Origin of the sequence: Streptomyces polygonati (assembly GCF_042650325.1) — a bacterium.
GTDB classification, from domain to species: domain Bacteria; phylum Actinomycetota; class Actinomycetes; order Streptomycetales; family Streptomycetaceae; genus Actinacidiphila; species Actinacidiphila polygonati.
Map to the genome: position 1 here is coordinate 304,129 of NZ_JBHSBB010000008.1, position 21,609 is coordinate 325,737.

Annotated in this window: 19 protein-coding genes; 7 read left to right on the forward strand and 12 right to left on the reverse strand. The window is 73.4% G+C overall.

Annotated elements, in window-relative coordinates; genetic code table 11:
* Nucleotides 1–21 precede the first annotated feature (21 nt).
* From ACFO3J_RS10015 to ACFO3J_RS10025, 3 genes are read left to right on the forward strand one after another with little or no spacing between them, the layout of a single operon-like run.
* Entirely contained in the window at nt 22–366 is a 345-nt protein-coding gene (locus ACFO3J_RS10015; protein WP_386428202.1) for an STAS domain-containing protein, read from the forward strand.
* Complete coding sequence (locus ACFO3J_RS10020) at nt 366–1,046, forward strand: response regulator (RefSeq protein WP_386428203.1); 681 nt, start codon at nt 366–368, stop codon at nt 1,044–1,046. The genes ACFO3J_RS10015 and ACFO3J_RS10020 overlap by 1 nt, the downstream gene beginning before the upstream one ends.
* Entirely contained in the window at nt 1,043–2,185 is a 1,143-nt protein-coding gene (locus tag ACFO3J_RS10025) for a PAS domain-containing sensor histidine kinase (RefSeq protein ID WP_386428205.1), read from the forward strand. The genes ACFO3J_RS10020 and ACFO3J_RS10025 overlap by 4 nt, the downstream gene beginning before the upstream one ends.
* On the opposite strand, the gene ACFO3J_RS10030 is transcribed toward ACFO3J_RS10025, so the two are convergent.
* Nucleotides 2,155–4,209 (reverse strand): ATP-binding SpoIIE family protein phosphatase, encoded by a 2,055-nt coding sequence (locus ACFO3J_RS10030; protein WP_386428206.1) that lies wholly within the window; start codon nt 4,207–4,209, stop codon nt 2,155–2,157. The genes ACFO3J_RS10025 and ACFO3J_RS10030 overlap by 31 nt on opposite strands.
* Before the next feature lie 123 nt (nt 4,210–4,332).
* Here ACFO3J_RS10030 and ACFO3J_RS10035 point away from each other — a divergent pair, with 123 nt between their 5' ends.
* Complete coding sequence (locus ACFO3J_RS10035) at nt 4,333–5,064, forward strand: ribonuclease H family protein (RefSeq protein ID WP_386428208.1); 732 nt, start codon at nt 4,333–4,335, stop codon at nt 5,062–5,064.
* A 27-nt stretch (nt 5,065–5,091) separates the two neighbouring features.
* Here the strand turns inward: ACFO3J_RS10035 and ACFO3J_RS10040 are convergent, their stop codons facing one another.
* A complete protein-coding gene (locus ACFO3J_RS10040; RefSeq protein WP_386428308.1) occupies nt 5,092–6,138 on the reverse strand; it encodes a PP2C family protein-serine/threonine phosphatase in 1,047 nt (348 codons plus the stop codon).
* A 408-nt stretch (nt 6,139–6,546) separates the two neighbouring features.
* Between ACFO3J_RS10040 and ACFO3J_RS10045 the strand changes: the two genes are divergently transcribed.
* Nucleotides 6,547–6,954 carry a rodlin gene (locus ACFO3J_RS10045; RefSeq protein ID WP_386428209.1) on the forward strand — a complete coding sequence of 136 codons (408 nt, stop codon included), beginning with the start codon at nt 6,547–6,549 and terminating at the stop codon, nt 6,952–6,954.
* 74 nt (nt 6,955–7,028) lie between these two features.
* On the opposite strand, the gene ACFO3J_RS10050 is transcribed toward ACFO3J_RS10045, so the two are convergent.
* The 6 genes from ACFO3J_RS10050 to ACFO3J_RS10075 all read right to left on the reverse strand — a co-directional run bounded on the left by ACFO3J_RS10050 (nt 7,029) and on the right by ACFO3J_RS10075 (nt 13,550).
* Complete coding sequence (locus ACFO3J_RS10050; RefSeq protein WP_386428211.1) at nt 7,029–7,247, reverse strand: DUF6126 family protein; 219 nt, start codon at nt 7,245–7,247, stop codon at nt 7,029–7,031.
* On the reverse strand, nt 7,244–7,876 hold the full coding sequence (locus tag ACFO3J_RS10055) for a helix-turn-helix domain-containing protein (protein ID WP_386428213.1): 633 nt from the start codon (nt 7,874–7,876) through the stop codon (nt 7,244–7,246). Before ACFO3J_RS10055 ends, ACFO3J_RS10050 begins: the two co-directional genes overlap by 4 nt.
* Before the next feature lie 77 nt (nt 7,877–7,953).
* Complete coding sequence (locus tag ACFO3J_RS10060; RefSeq protein ID WP_386428215.1) at nt 7,954–9,273, reverse strand: cation:proton antiporter; 1,320 nt, start codon at nt 9,271–9,273, stop codon at nt 7,954–7,956.
* Nucleotides 9,274–9,332: 59 nt separating this feature from the next.
* Entirely contained in the window at nt 9,333–10,799 is a 1,467-nt protein-coding gene (locus tag ACFO3J_RS10065) for a cytochrome P450 (RefSeq protein ID WP_386428216.1), read from the reverse strand.
* Between the two features lie 28 nt (nt 10,800–10,827).
* Nucleotides 10,828–11,934, reverse strand: coding sequence for an alpha-hydroxy acid oxidase (locus ACFO3J_RS10070; protein WP_386428217.1), 1,107 nt, complete (start codon nt 11,932–11,934; stop codon nt 10,828–10,830).
* The gene (locus tag ACFO3J_RS10075) at nt 11,931–13,550 is read right to left on the reverse strand and encodes an NAD(P)-binding domain-containing protein (RefSeq protein WP_386428218.1); all 1,620 of its coding nucleotides are present in this window, start codon (nt 13,548–13,550) and stop codon (nt 11,931–11,933) included. Before ACFO3J_RS10075 ends, ACFO3J_RS10070 begins: the two co-directional genes overlap by 4 nt.
* 246 nt (nt 13,551–13,796) lie before the next feature.
* Here ACFO3J_RS10075 and ACFO3J_RS10080 point away from each other — a divergent pair, with 246 nt between their 5' ends.
* Entirely contained in the window at nt 13,797–15,341 is a 1,545-nt protein-coding gene (locus ACFO3J_RS10080) for a class I adenylate-forming enzyme family protein (protein ID WP_386428221.1), read from the forward strand.
* 78 nt (nt 15,342–15,419) lie between these two features.
* On the opposite strand, the gene ACFO3J_RS10085 is transcribed toward ACFO3J_RS10080, so the two are convergent.
* From ACFO3J_RS10085 to ACFO3J_RS10100, 4 genes are all read right to left on the reverse strand, one after another.
* Nucleotides 15,420–16,367: a DUF4232 domain-containing protein gene (locus ACFO3J_RS10085; protein ID WP_386428223.1), complete on the reverse strand. Its 948-nt coding sequence runs from the start codon at nt 16,365–16,367 to the stop codon at nt 15,420–15,422.
* Complete coding sequence (locus ACFO3J_RS10090; RefSeq protein ID WP_386428310.1) at nt 16,351–16,839, reverse strand: RNA polymerase sigma factor; 489 nt, start codon at nt 16,837–16,839, stop codon at nt 16,351–16,353. The genes ACFO3J_RS10085 and ACFO3J_RS10090 overlap by 17 nt, the downstream gene beginning before the upstream one ends.
* Before the next feature lie 143 nt (nt 16,840–16,982).
* Nucleotides 16,983–17,669, reverse strand: a complete 687-nt coding sequence (locus tag ACFO3J_RS10095) for a class F sortase (RefSeq protein ID WP_386428312.1) — start codon at nt 17,667–17,669, stop codon at nt 16,983–16,985.
* Between the two features lie 21 nt (nt 17,670–17,690).
* Nucleotides 17,691–18,452 (reverse strand): DUF4232 domain-containing protein, encoded by a 762-nt coding sequence (locus tag ACFO3J_RS10100; RefSeq protein WP_386428225.1) that lies wholly within the window; start codon nt 18,450–18,452, stop codon nt 17,691–17,693.
* Nucleotides 18,453–18,736: 284 nt separating this feature from the next.
* Here ACFO3J_RS10100 and ACFO3J_RS10105 point away from each other — a divergent pair, with 284 nt between their 5' ends.
* Complete coding sequence (locus ACFO3J_RS10105; RefSeq protein WP_386428226.1) at nt 18,737–21,556, forward strand: TIM-barrel domain-containing protein; 2,820 nt, start codon at nt 18,737–18,739, stop codon at nt 21,554–21,556.
* Nucleotides 21,557–21,609 lie beyond the last annotated feature (53 nt).

The following is a 21,609-nucleotide window of genomic DNA, read 5'->3' on the forward strand; positions in this document are numbered from 1 at the left end:
GACAAAGACAGGGGGCGGGCGATGACCGCCCCGGCGCTGCGGGTCACGGCGGACTGCGGGGCCGCCCGGGCGACGCTCGCGCTCACCGGTGAGCTCGATCTGGACGGCGCGCGGCCGCTGCGCGCCGCCCTCTCCACCTGCTACGCCCGGCGCCCGCGCGAACTGCTGCTCGACCTGCGGGGCCTGTGGTTCTGCGACTGCGCGGGCCTCAACGTCCTGCTGGAGGCGGCGGTCTCGGCGCGTAGACTCGGCGTCGAACTGCGGGTGGAAGGCGTCCATACGCAGGTGGCCCGTCTGTTCACCCTGGTCGGCGCGGACGAGGTGTTCGCCTCGGACGGGGAGCGTCTACCGCCGAGGATCCTTTGATGCCGCAGTCCCCCTCGTCGTCCTCCCGGCCTGCCGCCGCCGCGGCCGGGAGGATCAGGATCGTCCTGGTCGAGGACCACGACATGGTCGCCGAGGCGATCCGGATGGCGCTGGACCGCACCGCTCATCTGGAGGTCGTCGGCCGCAGCGCGTCGCTGGCGGCGGCGCTCGCCGACGTCACCCGGCTCCGGCCCGACGTGGTGCTGCTCGACCGGCGGCTGCCGGACGGCGACGGGATCGACGCCATCGCGGGGCTCAGGGCCGCCGCGCCGGACTGCCGGGTGCTGGTGCTGGCCGGCGAGGGCTCCGCCTCCGACGCCACCCGGGTGGCCGCCGCGGGCGGCGCCGGACTCATCCTCAAGGCCGACAACCTCGGCGAACTGCGCGACGCGGTACGGCGGGTGGCGGCCGGCGAGGTGGCCTTCAGCAAAGGCCTGCTCGGCGCCGTACTGGACCGGCTCACCGGCCGCACCCCCGAACGCGGCGCCACCCTCACCCCGCGCGAGCGCGAGACGCTCGCCCTGCTCGGCGAAGGCCTGGGCAGCGCCGAGATCAGCCGGCGCCTCGGTGTCGCGCTGAACACCACCCGCAACCACATCCAGCGGGTGCTGGAGAAGCTCGGCGCCCGCTCCCAGCTGGAGGCCGTCACCACGGCCCGCCGTGAGGGCCTGCTGCGATGACCACCCAGCCCTTCCAGCCGGCGCAGGGACCGCCGCCGCGCGTCGCCGCGCCCTCCGAGGCGGCGTTCGGTCTGCTGGTCCAGGGCGTGCTGGACTACGGCATCTTCATGCTCGACCCGGGCGGCCACGTCACCAGCTGGAACGCCGGCGCCGAGCGGATCAAGGGATACCGCGCCGACGAGATCACCGGCAGGCACTTCTCCGTCTTCTACCCGCCCGAGGACATCGCCGCGCGCAAGCCGCACCGCGAGCTGGAGATCGCGGTCGCCGAGGGCCGCCTGGAGGACGAGGGATGGCGCATCCGCAAGGACGGCTCCCGCTTCTGGGCCAATGTGGTGATCACCGCTCTCTTCGACCAGACGGGGGAGCTGCGCGGCTTCGGCAAGGTCACCCGGGACATGACCGAACGCCGGGCCGCGGAACAGGCGCTCAGCGAGCGGCGCGGGCTCTTCGCCCACCTGGTACGGGCCCAGGAGGCCGAACGCCGCCGGATCGCCTGGGACGTGCACGACGACTCCATCCAGTCGATGGTCGCGGTCGGCATGCGGCTGCAACTGCTCGCCGACCGGGCGCCCGAGCCGTACGCGGCCGAGCTGAGCCGGCTGGACGACTCCGTCCGCGACGCGGTGGCCCGGCTGCGCCAGCTGGCCTTCCGGCTGCACCCGCCGGGCATCGACCGCCACGGCCTGGTCGAATCCCTCGCCCGCCATCTCGACGACGTGGTGCGCGGCTGGGGACTGGAGGCCGCCTTCACCCATGAGCTGCCCCGCGAACCGGCGCCGGAGACCGCGGTCACCGTCTTCCGTATCGTCCAGGAAGCGCTGCTCAACGTCCGCAAACACGCCAACGCCGGCGCCGTACGGCTCCAGATCGCCTCGGCGGACGGCGGACTGCTCACCCGCGTCATCGATGACGGCGACGGCGACGGCAACGGCGGTGGCGGCATCCCCGCGACGGACCACGCGCAGCCGCACTTCGGGGTGATGGAGATGCGCGAGCGGGCCGAGAGCGCCGGCGGCTGGTGGTCCATGCGCGGCGAGCCGGGCGTCGGCACCACCGTGGAGTTCTGGGTGCCGGACCTGCCGGCCGTCGAGGTCGGCCCGCCGCCCTACCCCGACGCCCCGCCCTCCGGCGGCTGATCGCGCCGATCGCCGGGTCCGCCCGGCCCGCCGTCGAAACCATCGGGATCGTCGGGGTCGTCAGGATCACCAAGGTCACCCGGGTCGGCGAGACCGCCGGCGTCGAGGGCGGCGGACTCGGTACCGCTGGACCCGGTACCGCTGGACTCGTGCAGCGCGAACCACACCGTCTTGCCCTCCGCGTCCGGCCGTACGCTCCACTGGTCGGACAGGATGTCCAGCAGCACCAGACCGCGCCCGGACGAGGCCAGTTCCCCCGGTGCCCGCTGGTGCGGCAGTTCGTCGCCGCCGTCGGTCACCTCCACCCGCAAGGTGCGCCGCCCCGGCTCCCCGCTGACGGTGGCGATGAGCGCGGCCGGCTGGTCGGTGTGCACCAGGACGTTGCCCAGCAGTTCGGACGCCAGCAGGCCCGCGGTGTCCACCTGGTCCGGCTGGGCCCAGTCGTGCAGCAGCGACTTCAGCTCGGCGCGCGCCTCGGCCAGGCCCTGCGCCTGGTCCTGCTCGATGGTCAGCACCAGCCGCCGGTCCGGCCCGCCCGGGTGCGGCACCTCGGTGTCCCGCCGCAGCAGGAGCAGCGCGATGTCGTCCTCGTTGCGCGGCGAGAGCCGGATGTCCTCCACCCCCGCCACGGGGCTGCCGATCGCCCGGATCAGCCGGTCCGCCATGCCCTCGATGTCCGCCGACGGCCCCGGCGACATCGCGTCGCGCACCCGCACCCATCCGGTGTACATGTCGTGCCCGCCGGTCTCGATCAGCCCGTCGGTGCACAGCAGCATCACCTCGTCCGGGCGCAGCTCCAGGACGTTGATCGGATAGTCGTCCGACTCGGACATCAGTCCCAGCGGCAGTCCGCCGCGGATGTGCTTGATCATGCAGGTGCCGTCCGGCATCCGCAGCACCGGGTGCGGATGACCGGCCCGGGCGATCTGCATCACCCCGGTCGCCGGATCGGCCTCGATGTAGATGCAGGTGGCGAAGCGGTCCTCGTCCAGCGCGGCGAGAAAGCGCGAGGCGCGCGAGAGCACCGCGTCCGGCCCGTGCCCCTCGGCGGCGTAGGCGTGCACAGCGGTACGCAACTGGGTCATCAGACCGGCCGCGTGCACGTCATGGCCCTGGACGTCGCCGATCACCAGCGCCAGCCGGCCGGTCGGCAGATTGATGGTGTCGTACCAGTCGCCGCCCACCACCAGCCCGCCGCCGGTCGGCACATACCGGGTGGCCACGCTGAGCCCGGCGGACGCCGGCTCGGAGGAGCCCATGCTGCGCCGCAGGCCCCGGGACAGGGCCAGCTCGGCCTCACCCGTGCGGGTACGCTCCAGCGACTGGGCCACCAGCCGCGCGGTCGACATCAGCAGGCCCTGCTCCTCCGGGGTGAAGGCGACCGGTGAGGCGAAGCTCGCCATCCACACCCCGGTGATCCGCCCCGCGGTCACCAGGGGCAGGAACGCCCACGAGGCGCGGTCCCTGGGCTCGGTCAGCGGCCAGGTCGACGGATAGCGCCGCCGGTACTCCTCCCGGGAGGGGAGGTAGACCGGGCGACCGGTCGTGACCACTTCCACGGCCGGGTATTTGGTGGTCATCGGTATCCGGACGGTGCGTTCGGCGTCGATGTCGCGGAAGCCGTACTGGCCGAGCCCGTTGAGGAACTTCTCGGTCACCCCGAAGACCACCAGGCCGTCCAGGTCGAAGCCCGGCGTGCGCAGCTGCGCCAGCGCCCTGAGCACGTCGGCCAGCGAGTCGGCCTCCGCCAGGTCGTGCCCGGTGCTGAGCAGCGCGGCGTCGCGGCGCCGGGCGGCGGCGACGGAACCGGGCTCGGGCGGGGGAGCGTCGCTCTCGCCGGACAGGGGCTCCCGCTCGGCCTGCTCGGCGTCGGGCGGACCGGACCGCAGCCGGTTGAGGGCCTCGATCTGCCGCAGCTCGAAGACGTCCTGGTCCTCGTCCCGGCCGCGCCGGATGCCGAGGTCCGGCGTCCGCTGGTCCGGTGGCTCCTCATCCGGCGTGGGCCCGTCTCGTCCACCGCCCATCCGACGCCCTCTCCCTCCGGTTCGGCTGCCCGTACCCCCCATGCTCCGTCCCCGCCGCGTTCCGCGCAGTCCGGGAGGCGCGAAAGCCGTATCAGGACCGCGGCCGGACCCCGGCAGGGGGCGATGTGCCGGACCGCCCCCGCGGACTGGCATGATCAGGGGGTGGTCGAGCGCATCATCGCCGCGTGTGACGGGGCATCGAAGGGCAATCCGGGACCGGCCGGCTGGGCATGGGTCGTGGGCGAGGGATCGGGCGAGCCGGTCCGCTGGGAGGCGGGGCCGCTGGGCGTCGCCACCAACAACGTGGCCGAGCTGACCGCGTTGGAACGGCTGCTCGCGGCCGTCGCCCCGGACACCCCGATGGAGATCCGGATGGACTCCCAGTACGCCATGAAGGCGGTCACCACCTGGCTGCCCGGCTGGAAGCGCAAGGGCTGGAAGACCGCGGCGGGCAAGCCGGTCGCCAACCAGGACCTGGTGGTCAGGATCGACGAACTGCTCACCGGGCGCACGGTGGAGTTCCGCTACGTGCCCGCCCACCAGGTGGGCGGCGACCCGCTCAACGACTTCGCCGACCGCGCCGCCAGCCAGGCCGCGGTCCTCCAGCAGCCGGCCGGCAGCGCCCTGGACTCCCCGAAGCCGCCGCCCTCCCCGACCGGCGGCGCCCGGCGGATGTCCACCGCGGCGCCCGCGGCCGGCCCGGTCGTCACCGTCGCCGCGGGCAAGAAGGCGCCGGGGCCGCCCCGCACCCTCAAGGCGAAGTTCCCCGGCAGGTGCCGCTGCGGGCGCTCCTACGCGGCCGGCGAGCCGATCACCAGGAACGACGACGGCTGGGGCCACCCCGACTGCCGCTGACCCGGTGCTTCCCGGCCCGGCGCTGGTTCAGGAGGCCGGCCGGCCACCCGGTGCGGGCTCCGCCGGTGCGGGCTCCGGCTCGCGGTGGCGCAGCAGCAGCATCGCCGCGTCGTCGTGCAGCGGGCCCCGGGTGTGCCGGATCAGATCGGTGCGCAGCGCCTCCAGGGCGTCCTGCGGATCGCTCTCGGACAGCAGCCAGGCCCGCTGGCCCAGCGGATAGAACATGCCGGCCGCGTCCCGGGCCTCGGTGACGCCGTCGGTGTAGAGCAGCAGTTGGTCGCCCGGCCGGAACGACACTGTGAAGGGCACCGGCCCCTGTCCCCGGTTCAGACCGAGGCCCAGCGGCAGCGAGTAGGCCTGCGGTTCCGGGAAGACCACCGTCCCGTCGGGGGAGACCACCATCGGCGGCGGATGCCCGAAATTGAGCAGCCTGGTGCCGTACTCGGGGCTGATCTCGGCCATCAGCGCGGTGACGAACTTCTCGCCGCTCACCGTACGGTCGGTGGCGCGCTGCACCCGCTCGCCCACGCCCTCCAGGGTCTTCTCGTCCCAGGCCGCCTCCCGGAAGGCGCCCAGCACCACGGCGGCCGTCTCGACCGCCTCCAGGCCCTTGCCCTGCACATCGCCGATGATCACCCGGACCCCGGCGGGCGAGGCCACCACTTCGTACAGGTCGCCGCCGATCCGGGCCTCGGCCACCGCCGAGGTGTAGGACACGGCCGCCCGCAACTGCCCGGGGCTGGCCGGCACCGGCCGCAGCAGCACCCGTTGGGCCACCTCGGCGATGGAGCGCACACTGGCCAGTTCCGCCTCGCGGCGCTGCCGGGTCACGGCGGCGATCACCCCGGCCACGGTCACCCCTACCACGGCCCCGATCGCGGCGAAACCGCGTCGCTCCGAGAACAGACCGTCCGCCACGCCCAGCGCGCACACCACGGCGACCGCCAGCGCCCCGATCACCGCGGTGCGCACCCACGTCCCGATCAGGCCGGCGAAGGCGGGGCCGAGCGAGACCAGCGGCAGCAGGCCCACGCTCGCGCCGGCCACTCCGTCGACCACCGCGACCAGCGCCATCACCGCGTACGGCAGCACGGTCAGCGGCAGCGGCACCGGACGTTCGCCCTCGCGCGCCCTGGCACCGGTGGTCGTACCGAGCAGGGCTCCGACGCGCCCTGCCGGGCGCACGCGGTCCGGGACTCGTCGCAGCACGGTGACCTCTCCTTACCCCGTTCCCTCAACGCCAGGCCCGGTCCGGCACATGGCGCCCGGCCTGTGGCGTGGCGCCCATTCGATCACGGCTTGCTGTGTCGCGTCCCGTCGTCGGCGAACCGCGCGGCGAGTCGCCGTATTCACCGCTACGGGGGACGGCCCCGAAAGGCGCCGGTACACGCCCCGCCGACGATCGGGTGAAGATGATGCCGCCGAGGCATGGAAACGGTATTTTGCTGCCGCTTTCACCGTTTCGTCACTGATAGGAGACATATGCGCACCCGTAGGGCTCTGGCCGCCTGTGGTCTGGCCGCGGCCGTGGTCGCCACCGGCGCCGGCACCGCCTCGGCGATCGGCAACGACGTCGGGACCACCACGGTCAACGGCAACGGCGCCACGCAGGCGTACGGCAACACCAGCACCGGTGGTGAACTCAGCCCGCAGATCGGCCTGGTGCAGGGCTCGCTGAACAAGCTCTGCCTCGGCGTCCCCGCCAAGGCGAACGTCGGCTCGCTGATCGGCCTGCTCATCCCCGTCACGGCCCAGGACATCCAGGTGCTGTCCTCGCCGCAGAACCAGCAGTGCGCCGAGGGTTCCACCCAGGCCAAGGGCGACGAGCCGCTCTCGCACATCGCGGACGACATCCCGGTGCTTTCCGGGAACGGCCTCGCCAACCGCTGACCCGGTCGCACGAGCGGCGGCCGGCCTTCTCCCGTGGGAAGGCCGGCCGCCGCGGCCCGTCCGGGCCACCGGTGTCAGTGCTTGCCGAGCACCGCGAACATCAGCCAGAGATAGAAGGCCAGCAGGTGCGCCACGACCACGTAGACCAGCACCCGCAGCACCACCCCGCGCTCCTTGCGCCGTTCGGTGCCGTTGGTGGTGCGGACCACGGCCGGCGCGGTGGGATCGGTGACGGACTCCGCGGCGGGCGCGGCGAGCGGCTGCGCGGTGGGTTCGGTCTCGTGCATGGTCATCGCCGGTCTCCCAGGCTGTCGGTGGTGTCCCGCGGCCCGATGCACAGGGTCGAGGTCTCGCTCTGCATCAAGGTGTGGAGGAAGAGCAGGTCGACCCCGGCTGTCCCGGCCGCGGCCAGCCGGTGCGGCACCAGTGAGTCGAAGTGCGCCGAATCCCCGGCGGCCAGCCGGTGGGCGCGCTCCCCGAGGGTCAGCTCCAGCTCGCCTGCGGTGACGTAGAGCCACTCCTCACCCGGGTGCACCCGGACGAGCGCGCGCTGGGCCCCGGCGGGTACGTGCACCCGGAGCGCCTGCATGGCCCGGCCGGTGCCGCCGGCCCGCCAGTACGTCCAGCCGCCGGCCGGTACGGCCGGCATCCGGCCGCCGCGTACGATGGGATCCGGCTCGGCCGATGTCTCCCCGAGCAGGTCGGACACGGTCGTCCCGTACAACCGGGCGAGTCCGAGCAGCACCGGCAGCGACGGCTGGCGCAGCCCGGACTCCATACGTGACAGGTGCGCCGCCGACAGGCCGAGCCGGTGGGCCGCGGCCTCCAGGGTCAGCCCGCCGGCCCGCCGCCGCTCGCGCAGCCGGGGGGCCAGGACGAGTTCCTCGTCGGGGGCGGGTTCGGCGGCTCCGGTGGCTTCCATGGATCAATGGAAGCAGGCCCTGTGCCTCTGAGGCAAAAGTCTTGCCTCAGAGGCAAACGACGGCGGGGAACCCCAGGTCAGCCCCGTCCGTCCGCAGCGGACCCGCTGTCCATCGCGGGCACCGCGGAGCGCGGCGGTCCGGCCTCCGGCGGCGGCTCGTCGTCCACCGCGGGCAGGCCGTTGTCCAGCCGGTCCCACAGAGCCAGCAGGGGAGTGGCCATCATCGTGGTGACCAGGGCGACGAGCACCAGCACCGTGAACATCGAACGGGAGACGATCCCCTCCGCCAGCCCCACGTTGATGGCGATCAGCTGCATCAGCCCGCGGGCGTTCATCAGGGTGCCGATCCGCAGCGCCACCTGGCCGCTCTGCCCGGCCGCCCGCGCGACCAGCCAGCACGCCACGAACTTGCCGGCGATCGCGCACACGATGCAACCCGCGGCGAAGGCCAGCAGCGCCGGGTCTCCCAGCAGCCCGGTGTCGGTGTTGAGACCGGAGTAGGTGAAGAACAGCGGCACCAGCAGGGCGTTGCTCAGCGGCGCGGTCGCCCCGATCGCCCGTTCGATGCCGGGGGAGCGGGGGAAGGCCACCCCCAGGCTGAAGGCGCCGAAGACCGCGTACAGGCCGATCCGGTCGGTGTACCAGGAGGACAGGCACAGCAGCAGCACCACGCCGAGCACCAGCTGATGCGGGGCCAGCCGGTCCGCCGCCCGCGCCAGCCGGTCGCGCACCCGCACCAGGAGCGCCAGCGCCACCACCAGGCCGAGCCCGCCGACGACCGCCAGCAGCACCGGTCCCGAGCTGCTCCGCGACAAGCTGATCACCCCGGCCAGCATCACCCAGGCCACCACGTCGTCCAGCGCGCCCGCGGCCAGCGAGACCGTACCGAACACCGTGCCGGTCAGACCGCGTTCGGTGATGATCCGGGCCAGCATGGGGAAGGCCGTGATGGACAGGGTGACGCCCACGAACAGCGCGGTGATGTGCGGCGGGACACCCGCCGGCGAGGCGTGCACCGAGTCGTGGACGGCCCAGGTCAGTCCGGCGCCCAGCGCCAGCGGCACCGCGATCCCGGCCGCCGAGATGGCCGCCGCCGACCGGGCCACCGGCTTGATCCGGTCGAGGCGGAATTCGTACCCCGCCTGGAACATGAACAGGACCAGACCGAGCTGACCGGCCACGTACAGCACCGGCCGCAGTTCGGCCGGGAAGATCCAGTGTTCCAGACGAGGGGCGGCGAGCCCGAGGATGGACGGTCCGAGCAGCACGCCGGCGAGCATCTCCGCGACCACCGGGGGCTGGAGCAGCGGGCGCAGCGCCCAGGTGACCAGCCGGCAGGTGACGAGGATGACGACGGCGGCGAACAGGAAGGCGGTGCCGAGCGCGGTGGCGGTCATGGTGGATCGACCCTTCGGCGTTGGGCGTGCGGGGGTGGGGGGTCTGATACGGGGCGGGCTCAGTCCGGCGGAGGACCGGCGGCGGGACCCGGGCCGGTCCCGCCGCCCGGGGCGGTGCGGTGCGCGCCGACCGGGCATCCCGGACGCATGGGGGCCGCGCTCTCCAGGGCCCGCCCCTGCGTGTCGTGCCGCTCGAAGTACCGTTCGGCGGGCCGGGCCCGCCGGGCGTCCAGCACCATCCAGCTGCCGAAGCCGAACTGCAGCAGACTGCGCCCCACGTCCTCCCAGCGGTCGCGCAGCCGCAGGAAGGCCAGCACGGCGGCGATCCGGTGGCGCGGCAGCGGTCGGTCGCGCGGCACCAGCAGGCAGGGCGCGCGGTGCGGGATGGAGCGGGTGTGGGACACCGACGAGTGCAGGGTGAAGCGGCGCAGCACCTCGCGGGTGACCGCCCGCATCGCCAGCGGGGCCAGCCGCCAGGCCGGGCAGGGCCGGTTCGCGGCCACCCCGAAGGGGATGTGGTGGGCGTCCTTGACCGACAGGTGGTCCCAGCGGTCGGGGTCGAAGCGCTCCGGGTCGGTGTAGCCGGTCGCGTGGTAGGCCGGGTAGTCGAAGCACAGCACGGTGCCGGCCGGATAGCCGATGCCGTCGCCCAGGTCGATGTCCTCGCTGGTGATGCGGTGTGCGATGCCGAACAGGGGATACATGCGCAGCGTCTCGTTCATGACGTTGCCCAGGCCGTGGTCGTCGTCCGGGTGCTCGGCCAGCCGCCGCTGGAGGTCGGGGCGGGCGGCGAGCACCAGCAGCAGGTGCGCCATCGCCTCCGACATCTGCACCACGGCGGTGTTGAAGAAGGCGCCCTGGAGGTAGTGGGCGCGGTCGCGCGGCGTGGTCAGCTCGGCGGGCAGTTCGTGCGGCACCTCGCCCGCGGCGAGCCGGCGCAGCAGATACCGGGTGAGCCGGGCGCGCCGGTCCATGTGCCGCAACCGGGTGTTCTTCAGCGAGTTGATGACGTCCTCGGCGTTGTCCACGATCAGCCGGCGGGCCAGCGGCGGGCACGGCTCGCGGAACACCAGGCCGTAGAAGAACTCCGCCCACACCGGCATCATCAGATCGCGCAGCCGGACCAGCGTGGCCTCGCCGTCACCGAGTTCGTCCAGGACGGCGGCGGCGCACCGGGTGGCGGCGGCCGACAGCTCGGCGCTGCCGCCGGCCAGGATCGCGCTGGTGGTCCGGGCCACCGCGTCGTAGCGCGGCCCGGGTTCCAGATGCTCCTGGTGGACTTCGGGACCGGGGGCCAGCCAGTACCAGAAGAGGTCGGACAGCCCCGCGCCCCGGCTGCGGCCGTCGGCGGCCGGATGCGCGTAGAGCTCGGCGAACCGGTCGGGGCCCACCCGCTCGTCGGGCACCACGACGCCCTCGGGCCCGTTCACCTGGGCGAACACCTTCACCCGCAGCCCGATCACGGCCTTCGGCAGCCAGTACGGGGTGGACAGTGCCACCGCGACGGCGGCGATCCGCTTGATCATCCGGCCACCCGCCCCGGTCGGCGTACGGTCAGCACTCCGCCACCCCCAGTCCGCGTACGACCACTTGATCGCGGGTCAGGTCGCCGCTGTCGCGGGCCCCGCACAGCGTCAGCACGTGCGCCACCTCGGCCCGCAGCTGTTCCAGTACCCGCGCCACCCCGGCCTCGCCCTCGGCGGCCAGGCCCCACAGCACGGGGCGGCCGACGCCCACCGCGGTGGCGCCCAGCGCGAGCGCGATCACCACGTCGGAACCGGACCGCACCCCGCCGTCGAGCAGCACCGGCAGCCGGTCGCCGACCGCGGCGACGACGGCCGGCAGCGCCTCCACGGTGGCCGGCGCCGCGTCGAGCTGCCGCCCGCCGTGGTTGGAGACCAGCAGCGCGGCCACACCCTCGTCGGCGGCCCGCCGGGCGTCGTCCGGGTGCAGCACGCCCTTCAGTACGATCGGCAGCCGGGTGGCCGCCCGCAGCCGGCGCAGGTCGTCCCAGGACAGTCCGGGGGACATGGCGATGTCGAGGGTGCCGCCCTGAGGCGCCCCGGGCAGGTCGCGCATGTTCTCGGCGGCGAAGCCCGCGGGCAGGTCGTGGAAGCCGTTGCGGTCGTCGCGGGCCCGGTGGCCGAAGACCGGTGAGTCCGCGGTGACCACCAGGGCGCCGCAGCCGGCCCGCTCGGCCCGCCGGACCAGCGCGTCGGTGACCTCCGGCGACGGCTGGAGGTAGAGCTGGAACCAGACGGCCGCGTCGGCGCGCACCGCGCGGGCCGCGGCGGTGACCTCGGCCACCGCCGTGGTCGACGCCATCGAGGTGATCAGTACGGTGCCGGCCGCGGCGGTGGCGCGGGCGGTGGCCAGTTCGCCGTCCGGATGGGCCAGCCGCTGGAAGGCGGTGGGCGAGACGAAGACCGGCAGCGCCGCCCGGTCGCCGAGCAGGGTGACAGCGGTGTCGGCCGGCCCCGAGCCCCGCAGGATCCGGGGCAGCAGCGCGAGCCGCCGAAAGGCCCGCTCGTTCTCCGCCAGCGCGATCTCGGCGTCGGCCCCGCCCTCGAAGAAGTCCCGGTGCACCGGGTCGAGGCGGGTGCCGGCCTTCTCGCGCAGCTCCGACAGCACGGTGGGCGCGTCGCCGCTATCGGCGGTCATGACGGGCTCTGGGCAGCGTTTTCCGGCCGGAGGCGCTCGGTCAGAAAGCGCACCAGCGGCACACGGTGGACTTCCTCACGGTCCCATTCGTTCTCCAGGTTCTCGGTGAGGTGGTGTTCGGCGAGGAGTTCGCCCCCGCGGAACAGCCGGACCACCGGGTGGAGATACCGGCCGTCGAGCCCGCCGGTGTCGGCCTGCGCCACCCGGCCCACCGAGATGTCGAACGGATTGACCTTGTCGTGGTCGGCGCCGTATTCGAGGGTGACCGCGAAGTAGCGGTCCACGTCGCCGAGCAGGCCGTCGGCGACGGCCCGATGCAGATGGGCGACCGGCAGTTCCTCGTGATAGGCGGCCGTACCGTCGGCGCGCAGCACCACCGCGTCGGCGAGGAAGCCGAAGAGCTGCCAGAGCGCCGAAGTGCGGTTGACCCGGCCAATCACCGCGTCGGCGACCGCTTCCGGTGTCGCGGGGAGCTCCCGGCGCGGCCAGGGCTCGTCGTGGTAGCGCTGCTCCAAAATGTGGTGCAGGGCCCGTACCCCGTAACGGAAGCCATGGATGAATCCGCTGGTGGATTTCTTGAAGTCCCGTACCTGTGTGATGGTGCCGGCGAAATACAGATCGGGGACGTTCGTGGACTCCCAGGCTTCGGTCTGTGCCGGAAAACGGTCTTTTATGGTGAGTTCCGGCCGACATTCCGGGGCGAAGACGGAGGCGTCGAAGCGGAATCCGGTGGCCAGGATCACCCGGTCGTACGGTATTTCCTTGATGATTTCGTTCACCCGTACGAACTTGACCGCCACGCGATAGGGTCCATCGTCCCCGTCGCGCCGGACATACATGATCTCGCCGTCCAGCAGTGCGTTCTGCGATTTCAGCTGATACGTGTCGAGAAAGTTGTTGTTCACCGCGCGCAGATGTCCGACGAAGTGGGTCTGCCAGGCCAGCCGCAGTGCGCCGGGGCCCGCCACATGAATGACCGAGGCGGTCTCGATGAGATTGTCGGCGGTCTCGAAGGCCGAATTCCCGCGGCCGATGATCAGGACCCGCTGGTCGGTGAAGCCGGCCGGGTCCACCGGGACCTCGTCGTAGCGCTCGGCGAGTTCCGCGCCCTCGATGGGCGGGATGTACTGCCGGGTCACACCGGTGGCCACGATCAGCCGCCGGGCCAGGAAGACCGTGCCGTCCTCGGCGGTGGCCCGGAAGTCGCCCCGGGCGCCCCCGTCTTCGGCGGGCGGGCGGGTGATGCCGGCGATCCGGGTGCGGTAGCGGATGTTCACCTTGTGGGTCTCGGCGAAGTCCGCGAGGTAGCCGACGAGATCGTCGGCGTCCGGGAAGTAGCGGGGGGTGACCGAGGTGAACAGCGGGGTGTTCTCCACCGACAGCAGGGAGTTCCAGTCGGTACGGAGATTGAGTTCGGGATCGTCCCAGCCGGTGTGCCGCTTGTTGATGGATATCAGCTTCCGGTGCCGGGGAAACCTGGTGAAAAACGTACCCGGCGCGTCACCCGCCTCCACCACCAGATAGTTGCGGCCGGCCCGGCCCAGGAAATAAGCCGCCTGGATTCCGGCCGGTCCCGCGCCTATGACGAGGTAATCGACCCGCTCTTCGCCCGACATGTACCCTCCCGCTTCGGAAGATGACCGGCACCACCGTAGTTGAGAGTTAAAAGAGGTATCCAGACTTCAGAATGTGATCCATATCACATCGGTGCGGGGCGGTGGTGATTCGCCCGGCCGGATAACTTCGGCAACGGTGCCGCAGGTGGTCCGGCGTACGCCCGTGAGCGGCGCGGGGGGCGTATCCGGCCGAGTTCCCGTGCGGCTGGAAAACGACCCCGTGATCGTCCCGGATCGGAGGAAGCCGTGAACAATCCGGCCGAATCGGTATTTCCGCAGGCACTCGTCGAGGACTTCGTCCGGCAGCCCGGCCTCCCGGCCTTCGAATTCCGGTCCCGCCCGGTGCCGCGCGCCGAGGTCCTTGACCTGGTACGACGCGCCGTGGCGAACCTGCGGGCGGCCGGCCTCGGCCGGGACACCGGTGTGGCGGTCACCACCGCTGTGACCCCCGCCGGATTCGCCGCGCAGATCGCCGCCCATCTGCTCGGCTGCCGGGTCACCGGCCTGCGGCCCGGGCTCACCCCGCCCCAACTGGTCGGCGTGCTCGCCGAGGACATCGACGTGGTGATCACCGACGCGACCACCGCTGGACCCGGACTGGCGGCCGCGGCCGGCGCCGCCCGGATCCTCGATGTCGACCACGACCTGCTGGCCAAGACCACCCTGACCGGCGACGAACTCACCGCCCGCGGCCGCCCCGGCGACATCGCCCTGATCACCCTCACCAGCGGCAGCACCGGCCGCCCCAAGGGCGCCGCCCAGACCTACCGCTCGCTGAGCGAGCACTGGACCTGGCAGCCCGCCCGCCGCGACGCGGTCACCGCGCGACTGGCCGCCGGCTACCGCCGCTACCTGGTCTTCGGCACCCTCACCAGCGCCGTGATGCTGGAGCACCTCGCGCTGTGCCTGCTCAGCGGCGGCACCGCCGTCATCCCGGAGGCCCCGCTCGAATTCCCCCGGGTCTGGGAGCGCTACGCGATCACCGCCTGCCTGTGCACCGTCCCCCGGCTCTACCAGGTGCTCGACACCCTGCGCGCCGAGGACCCGGCCGCGACCGACCTCAGCGCCCTGCGGGTGCTGCTCGTGGCGGGCTCCCCGCTGCCCCCGCACCGGCTCGCCGAGGCCGCGGACCGGCTCGGCCACGCCTTCCACCAGGGCTACGGCCTGACCGAGACCGGCATGCTCAGCCTGCTGACCCCCGAGGATCTCGCCGAGCGCGGCGAGCGGGTGCTGGACTCGGTCGGCCGCCCGATGCCGGGCGTCGGCATCGAGATCCGCGACCCGCTGGGACAACCGGTGCCGGCCGGCGGCGCCGGCGAGCTGTGGGTCAAGTCCCCGGGCCAGGCCTCCGGTTACTGGTACGACGAGGAGCAGACCCGCGAGGTCGTGCGGGACGGCTGGTTCCGCACCCGCGATCTGGGCGTCCTCGGCGCGGACGGCTTCCTCCGGCTGGTCGGCCGGGCCCGGGACGTCGTCATCGTCAACGCGATCCTGTATTACGCCGGGGCGATCGAGGCGGCGCTGGCCGCCGATCCCGATGTCGACCAGGCCTATGTGGTCAGCGCGCCCGACGAGCGCACCGGGGAGGCCGCCCATGCCTTCGTCGTGCCGGTCGCCGGCCGCGAGCCCGACCAGGACGCCCTGCGCGCCGCCGTCCGCGCCGCGCTCGGCGAGCCCGCCGTCCCCGCCACTGTCACCGTGCTCGACGCCGTACCGGTCGCGCCCGGCGGCAAGCCCGACAAGAAGGCGCTGGCCGCCCTCCTCCCGGCCGGCAGGACACCGGGGCCCTGACCGCCGCCGGCCCGGCCGCCCCGGCCCCCGGACGGTCCGGAGCGCGGGTGCTCGTCGCTCTCGGCGGCAACCCGCCCGTCACGACGGCGGGTTGCCGGTCTCCCCGCCGGTGAGGGGAGTGATCGCCAGCAGGTCGTCGCAGTTGGTGATCTTGCCGGGGAAGACCAGCGACGCCCTGCTGCCCGGCGGATAGACACGCACCCGCACCGACTCGGGCAAGCAGGCGCCCTGGTGATTGACGGTGTGGACGGTGTCGCTGGCGGACCCGCCGGGCGCCAGCACCACCGGCTGGTACGCGACCGGCTCCCGGGTGGCCGGATCGCCGATCTGCGCGCCGTTCGCGTCCAGCAGGGACAGGCCGGGGAAGCCGGTCAGATGGCAGGCGGTCGTGCTCGTGTTGGTCAGCACCAGATAGCGGTAGAGATTGCCGGCCCCGGCGTCGCCGCCGCCGAGGGCGGCCGACAGCTGCGCGGCCGTGCACATCGCGGTCGTGGCGGGCGATGTCGCGCCGCCGGAGGACGTCGGCCTGGGCGGCACGGTGGGCGAGCCGGTGCCGGGGGTTGTCGGCGGCTTCGTGTCGGGCGCGGGGGCGACCGGGACCGGCCGGGTCACGGGCGAGCCGGTGCTGCCGGACACCGACGGCGGCAGCGGCCGCGCGGTGCTGGGAGCCGTGCCGGTGACGGACGGCGGACTGTGGCGGACACTGCTGGCGGGCGGGCCCACCACCTCGTCACCGCCGCCGGTGTGCAGCGAACCGGCCACGTAGAGGGCGCCGGCGACCACCGCCACCGCGGCCGAACCACCGACCGCGGCCCTGATCCTGCGCCGCCGCGCGGCCCTGCGCCTGATCCGCTGGAAGGAGCCGGGCGGCGCGGACAGGAAGGGCGCGGGGGAGCGCGGCAGCGACTCCGGCGCGTCGCCGTCCGCATCCTGGGCCGACCGCCCGGAACCGGAAGGGCCGGGCTCGCGGGGGGCGCTGGGCCCGGCGGGGGAGCCGGCCAGGTCGTCGTCAGGAAATCCGGTCATGGTGTCCCCCGAGCTCGGCGCGGAGTAGTTCGCGGGCGGCGTGCAGATCGGCCTTGACGGTCCCCTCGTTACGGCCCAGCAGCGCGGCCACCTCGCGCACCGGCAGATCGGCGTAGTAGTACAGCAGGGCCGGGTTCCGGAGCCGCTCGGGGAGCGACTGGACGAGCATCCGCACCGACGGGTCGGCGGAGTCCGGCCGCTGCTTCACCGCTTCCTCCGTCTTCACCCGGCGCATGGCCCGCCGCTCGCGCTCCATCTTGCGCCAGTGGTCGCGGACCAGATTGGCCGCGGTCACATAGAGGAAACCGGTCGGCTCGTCCACCTTCGTCCAGCGCGCCCACAACCGGGTGAACGCCTCCGCGGCGATCTCGTGCGCGGTCCCGTCGTCGTCCACCAGACGGCGGCACCAGCCCGCCAGCCGGGGGTAGATCGCCTCGAACAGCTCGGAGGCCGCGCTCTCCTGAGACCGGATGACCGCTGTCTCCTCACTTCTCGCTCTGCCGGTGCCGCCCGCGGGGCCCGCGGTGCCGGCGCCTTCCGCCGGGCCGGATCCGTCGCCCGCCCCGGCGGTCCCGCGCGTCGGGCCCGGGCGCCGCACCGCCGTCTGTCCCCGGTTCACGAACCGGCCACCAGGGAGGCGTAGACGATCACATTGTCCGGGTAGCCGCCGCCCCCGCTCACCCGGGTGCCGCCGCAGGTGATGAGACGCAGCGCCGGGTGGTCGACGTTCCCGTAGACCGAGGCGGTGGGGAAGCGCGACTTCGGGACGGTCCGCACCGAGTCCACCGCGAAGGTCGCCACCGTGCCGTCGGCCCGGGCCACCATCACCCGGTCGCCCCGGCGCATCCGGTTCAGCCGCAGGAAGACCCCGTCGCCGTAGGAGCCGACGGTCACATGGCCGAGCAGCACCGACGGGCCGGTCTGGCCGGGGGTCGGCGAGCCGTCGTACCAGCCGGCCGGCGCGTGCGCGGCGATCGGCGGCACCCGCGCCGTGCCGTCGGAGTTCAGACCGAGCGGGATCACGGCGGTGTCCACCCCGATGGCCGGGACGCGCAGCCGCAGCGGGAGCGAGCGGGCCATCGGCGTCACCCCGGTGGCCGTCGGCGGCGCCGCGGTCGCGGGGGTGGCCGGACGGGGTGTCGTCGCGGTGGCGGCCGGCGCCGGCCCGCCGCCCACGGGGGCCCGGACCGGAGAGGTCGAGGCGCAGCCGCACAGCAGGGCGAGTCCGGCCGCGGCCAGACCGAGCGAGGTACGGGCGCGGCGGCGCGGGCGGGCGGAGCTCCGCCCGCCCGCGGCGGCCATCGGGAACACGCGGCTCAACGCTCAGCCCCGGGTCTGCGACCTGCGGCGGCGTACCCCGACCGCGCCGAGGGCGCCGACGGCCAGCAGGCCCGCGGCCCCGGTCGCCGCGACCGCCGCGGTGTCCGTGCCGCCGGAGGACTTCGCCGCCAGGCCGGTGTCCGGGGCGCCCTTCGGCACGGCGGTCACCTGCGCGCCGCCGCTCGCCGCCGGTGCGGGCGCGTCGGTGGCGGGGACGGAGGCAGCGGCGGTGGCCGTGGGGGCGGTGGGCTCGGTCGCGTTCCCGGGGTTGCCGCTCCGTCCCGCGCCCAGCGGGGTGATCGCGAACGTGTCGTAGCACTCGGTGATCTTGGCCGGTACGAGGACGGAGGCCGTGTTCCCCGGCGGGTAGACGCGCAGCCGCGCCGAGGTGGGCAGGCAGGTGCCCTGCTGGTTGACGGTGTGGATGGTGTCGCTGGCCGAGGCGCCGGGCTTGAGCACCACCGCGCTGTAACCGGGGTGCTCGCGGGTGGCGGGCCGGCCTATCTGCCGGCCGCCCGCGTCCAGCATGGACACCCCCGGGTAGCCGGTCAGGTGGCAGGTCGTGCCGCTGTGGTTGGTGAAGACCAGATAGAAGTAGAGATTGCCGGCACCGGCGTCGCCGCCGCTCTGGGCGACGGACAACTGCGAGGTGGCGCACATCGGGCCGGCCGACGCGAGGACCGGAGTCGAGGCCGTCGCGGGGACGGCGGTGCACGCCGCCGCGGCGGCGGCAGCGGCCGCCACGGCTACTGAACGCTTGCGCATGTCCTTTTCCCTCGTCTCTCCCGCGGCCCCCGGAACTGGAGCGAACCGGCGGGGCCGGACCGGGAATCGAGAGCAGAGACGACGCGGGACCGGGCCGGGTTGTAAAGAGATGTCAAAGTCCGCACCGCGCCGAGCACCCCCGTCTGCAAAAAACCGACGGTACGGCGGCAGTTGGCGGCATGGACGATGAAAGCAACCGGTCCGCACTACGGACATCAGCTGTCGCTTGCGTCACACTCGTTGGCTGGCGTCCCCCACGGCACCCGTACTTCCGGAGGTATGGCATGTCCTTGCCCAGAATGCGGCCGGCGCGCCGCGCCACCCGCGTCGGACCGGCGCAGCAGCCGCCGATCCGGCCGCGCCGGCCCCGCGCCCGCCGCGCCGCCCGGACCGGCGCGCTCGCCGCCGTCCTGCTGGCCGCGTGCCTCGCACCGCTGCTCCCCGCCTCACCGGCCGCCGCCGACGACGGCGCGAACGCGGTCGTCGACGGCTCCGCCCGCTTCGAGGTGATCAGTCCGACCGTGATCCGGATGGAGTACGCGGGCGACGGCCACTTCGAGGACCGCCCCACCTTCAACGCGGTCAACCGCAACCACGCACCGGTCGCGTACACCAGCACGGTCACCGCCGACGGCTACCGGGAGATCCGCACCGCGGCCGTCGACCTGCGCTACCGGCGCGGCTCCGGCCCCTTCGGCGCCGACAACGTCACCGCCCAACTGACCGTCGCCGGCCAGAGCGTCACCGTCCACCCCTACGCGGGCGCCGCCACGGCCGGCGGCTGCGCCTTCGGGGCCCTGTGCGAAGGAGAGGCCGCGCAGCTGACCGCGGGCGTGACGGTGGGCACCGACCACGCCGGCTTCACCGGCACCGGCTTCGCGGCCGGCTTCGAGCAGACCGGCGCGAGCGTCACCGCGACCGTCGGCTCCGTACCGGCGGCGGGCACCTACTCCCTCGCCGTCCGCTACGCCAACGCCGCGGGCAGCGACGGCCAGACCACCCAGCGCACCTTGACCGCGACCGTGAACGGCGCCGCGGTCGGCACGCTGACCCTTCCGCCCACCGGCAGTTGGGACACCTGGAAGACCGCCGCCCTGAGTCTGCCGCTGACCGCGGGCGCCGACACGGTCAAGATCTCCCGCGGGGCGGGTGACAACGGCCGGGTCAACATCGACAGCTTCGCCCTGCTCCAGCCCGGCGCCGCCTACCCCGGCCCGGGGACCGCGCCGGGCGGCAACTCCCAACTGGGCGGCTGGTACCGCGGCCTGGACAACCCCGCCACGCTGCCGGTGGCACTGCACCCCGGTGTGCTCAGCCGGGCCGGCTGGTATCTGCTCGACGACAGCAGGACACCGGTCCAGAACCCCGACGGCACCATCGGCCAGCGGCCCACCACGGCCGGACAGCCGTACCAGGACGGCTACTTCTTCGGCTACGGCCACGACTACAAGCAGGCCCTCACCGACCTGAGCGCCGTCACCGGCCCGACCGCCCTGCTGCCCCAATGGGCCTACGGCGTCTGGTACTCCCGCTACTACGCCTACACCGACGCCGACTACCGCAACACCCTGCTGCCCGCCTTCCGCGCCAACCACGTGCCGCTGGACGCCCTGGTCATCGACACCGACTACAAGTCGCCCAGCACCTGGGACGGCTGGAACTGGAACACCGGCCTCTTCCCCGACCCGACCGGCTTCATGAACTGGACCAAGACCCAGGGACTCAAGGTCGCCCTCAACATCCACGCCGCCATCGGCGGCAACGACCCCAAGTTCGCCGCCGCCAACGCCACCGCCGGCGGTCTCGCCCAGTCCGGCGGCAACTACGTCTTCGACTGGAGCAACCCCCAGCAGGCCAAGGCGTACTTCGACCTGCACAGCTCCTTCGAGCAGCAGGGGGTGCGCGAGTGGTGGCTGGACTGGTGCTGCGACGCCAGCCAGGTCAGCGCGCCCGACATCACTCCCGACGCCTGGATCAACCAGCTCTACAAGCAGCACGACGACGCCCGCGGCGTACGCGGCTTCGCCTTCTCCCGGATGGGCGCCTCCTACCAGAACTACGGCGGCACCTACCCGGCCGGACCCTGGGCCGAGCACCGCAACACCCTGCAGTTCACCGGCGACACCCCCGCCACCTGGGACATGCTCGCCTACGAGGCGCAGTTCACCCCGGACGAGGCCGCCATCGGAATGTCCAACGTCAGCGACGACATCGGCAGCTTCCACGGCGGCCACCTGGCCGACGACCTGTACGCCCGCTGGGTGCAACTGGGCACCTTCCAGCCCGTCGACCGGCTCCACTCCGACCACGGGGACCGGCTGCCCTGGAACTACGGCGCCGCGGCGAACGCGTCCGCCAGCAGATTCCTCCAACTGCGCGAGGCCCTGGTGCCGTACACCTACTCGCTGGCCCGGCAGGCCTACGACACCGGGGTGCCCGTCGTCCGCCCGCTGTACCTCGACTATCCCGAGTCCGACGCCGCCTACACCAACGCCGGTGAGTACCTCTACGGCGACGACGTACTCGTCCGGCCGGTGACCACCTCCGGCACCTCGGCCACCAGCAGCGTCTGGATCCCGCCGGGCACCTGGACCGACTACTTCACCAACACCGCATACACCGGTCCCGCGACCGTCCAGATCACCGACGACCTGTCCACCATGCCGGTGCTCATCCGCGGCGGCGGCATCCTGGCCACCCGCACCGACCAGGTCGACAACGCGGCCCAGCGCCCGCTGGACCAGGTGACCCTGGACATCGGCGCCGGCGCCAACGGCTCCTTCTCGCTGTACGAGGACGCCGGCGACACCAACGCCTTCACCACCGGCCAGTCCGCGCGGACCGCCGTCACCTACGACAACGCGGCCGCCACCGTGCGCATCGCCGCCGCCCAGGGCAGCTACCCGGGCCAGGCCACCAGCCGCCGCTGGACCGTTCACCTGCGGAACCTGGCGACCGCCCCCGCCTCGGTCACCGTCGACGGCCGGACCCTGACCCAGGGCACCGACTGGACGTACAGCAGCACCGCGCGTCAACTCACCGTCAACACAGCGTCATTGCCCACCGGATCGGTCCACACCATCGTCAGCCGCCCCGCCGCCTGACCTCGGACCGACTCCTGAGCGCCGCCCGGACCCGGCGGCCCGGCGGCGACCCG

Coding starts and splice junctions, on each gene's coding strand:
- ACFO3J_RS10020 (WP_386428203.1), top strand. CDS start 366: ATGCCGCAGTCCCCCTCGTCGTCCTCCCGGCCTGCCGCCGCCGCGGCC.
- ACFO3J_RS10045 (WP_386428209.1), top strand. CDS start 6,547: ATGCGCACCCGTAGGGCTCTGGCCGCCTGTGGTCTGGCCGCGGCCGTG.
- ACFO3J_RS10025 (WP_386428205.1), top strand. CDS start 1,043: ATGACCACCCAGCCCTTCCAGCCGGCGCAGGGACCGCCGCCGCGCGTC.
- ACFO3J_RS10060 (WP_386428215.1), bottom strand. CDS start 9,273: ATGACCGCCACCGCGCTCGGCACCGCCTTCCTGTTCGCCGCCGTCGTC.
- ACFO3J_RS10035 (WP_386428208.1), top strand. CDS start 4,333: ATGTGCCGGACCGCCCCCGCGGACTGGCATGATCAGGGGGTGGTCGAG.
- ACFO3J_RS10100 (WP_386428225.1), bottom strand. CDS start 18,452: ATGCGCAAGCGTTCAGTAGCCGTGGCGGCCGCTGCCGCCGCCGCGGCG.
- ACFO3J_RS10065 (WP_386428216.1), bottom strand. CDS start 10,799: ATGATCAAGCGGATCGCCGCCGTCGCGGTGGCACTGTCCACCCCGTAC.
- ACFO3J_RS10030 (WP_386428206.1), bottom strand. CDS start 4,209: ATGGGCGGTGGACGAGACGGGCCCACGCCGGATGAGGAGCCACCGGAC.
- ACFO3J_RS10095 (WP_386428312.1), bottom strand. CDS start 17,669: ATGGCCGCCGCGGGCGGGCGGAGCTCCGCCCGCCCGCGCCGCCGCGCC.
- ACFO3J_RS10055 (WP_386428213.1), bottom strand. CDS start 7,876: ATGGAAGCCACCGGAGCCGCCGAACCCGCCCCCGACGAGGAACTCGTC.
- ACFO3J_RS10105 (WP_386428226.1), top strand. CDS start 18,737: ATGTCCTTGCCCAGAATGCGGCCGGCGCGCCGCGCCACCCGCGTCGGA.
- ACFO3J_RS10070 (WP_386428217.1), bottom strand. CDS start 11,934: ATGACCGCCGATAGCGGCGACGCGCCCACCGTGCTGTCGGAGCTGCGC.
- ACFO3J_RS10085 (WP_386428223.1), bottom strand. CDS start 16,367: ATGACCGGATTTCCTGACGACGACCTGGCCGGCTCCCCCGCCGGGCCC.
- ACFO3J_RS10040 (WP_386428308.1), bottom strand. CDS start 6,138: ATGGCGCTGGTCGCGGTGGTCGACGGAGTGGCCGGCGCGAGCGTGGGC.
- ACFO3J_RS10050 (WP_386428211.1), bottom strand. CDS start 7,247: ATGACCATGCACGAGACCGAACCCACCGCGCAGCCGCTCGCCGCGCCC.
- ACFO3J_RS10075 (WP_386428218.1), bottom strand. CDS start 13,550: ATGTCGGGCGAAGAGCGGGTCGATTACCTCGTCATAGGCGCGGGACCG.
- ACFO3J_RS10015 (WP_386428202.1), top strand. CDS start 22: ATGACCGCCCCGGCGCTGCGGGTCACGGCGGACTGCGGGGCCGCCCGG.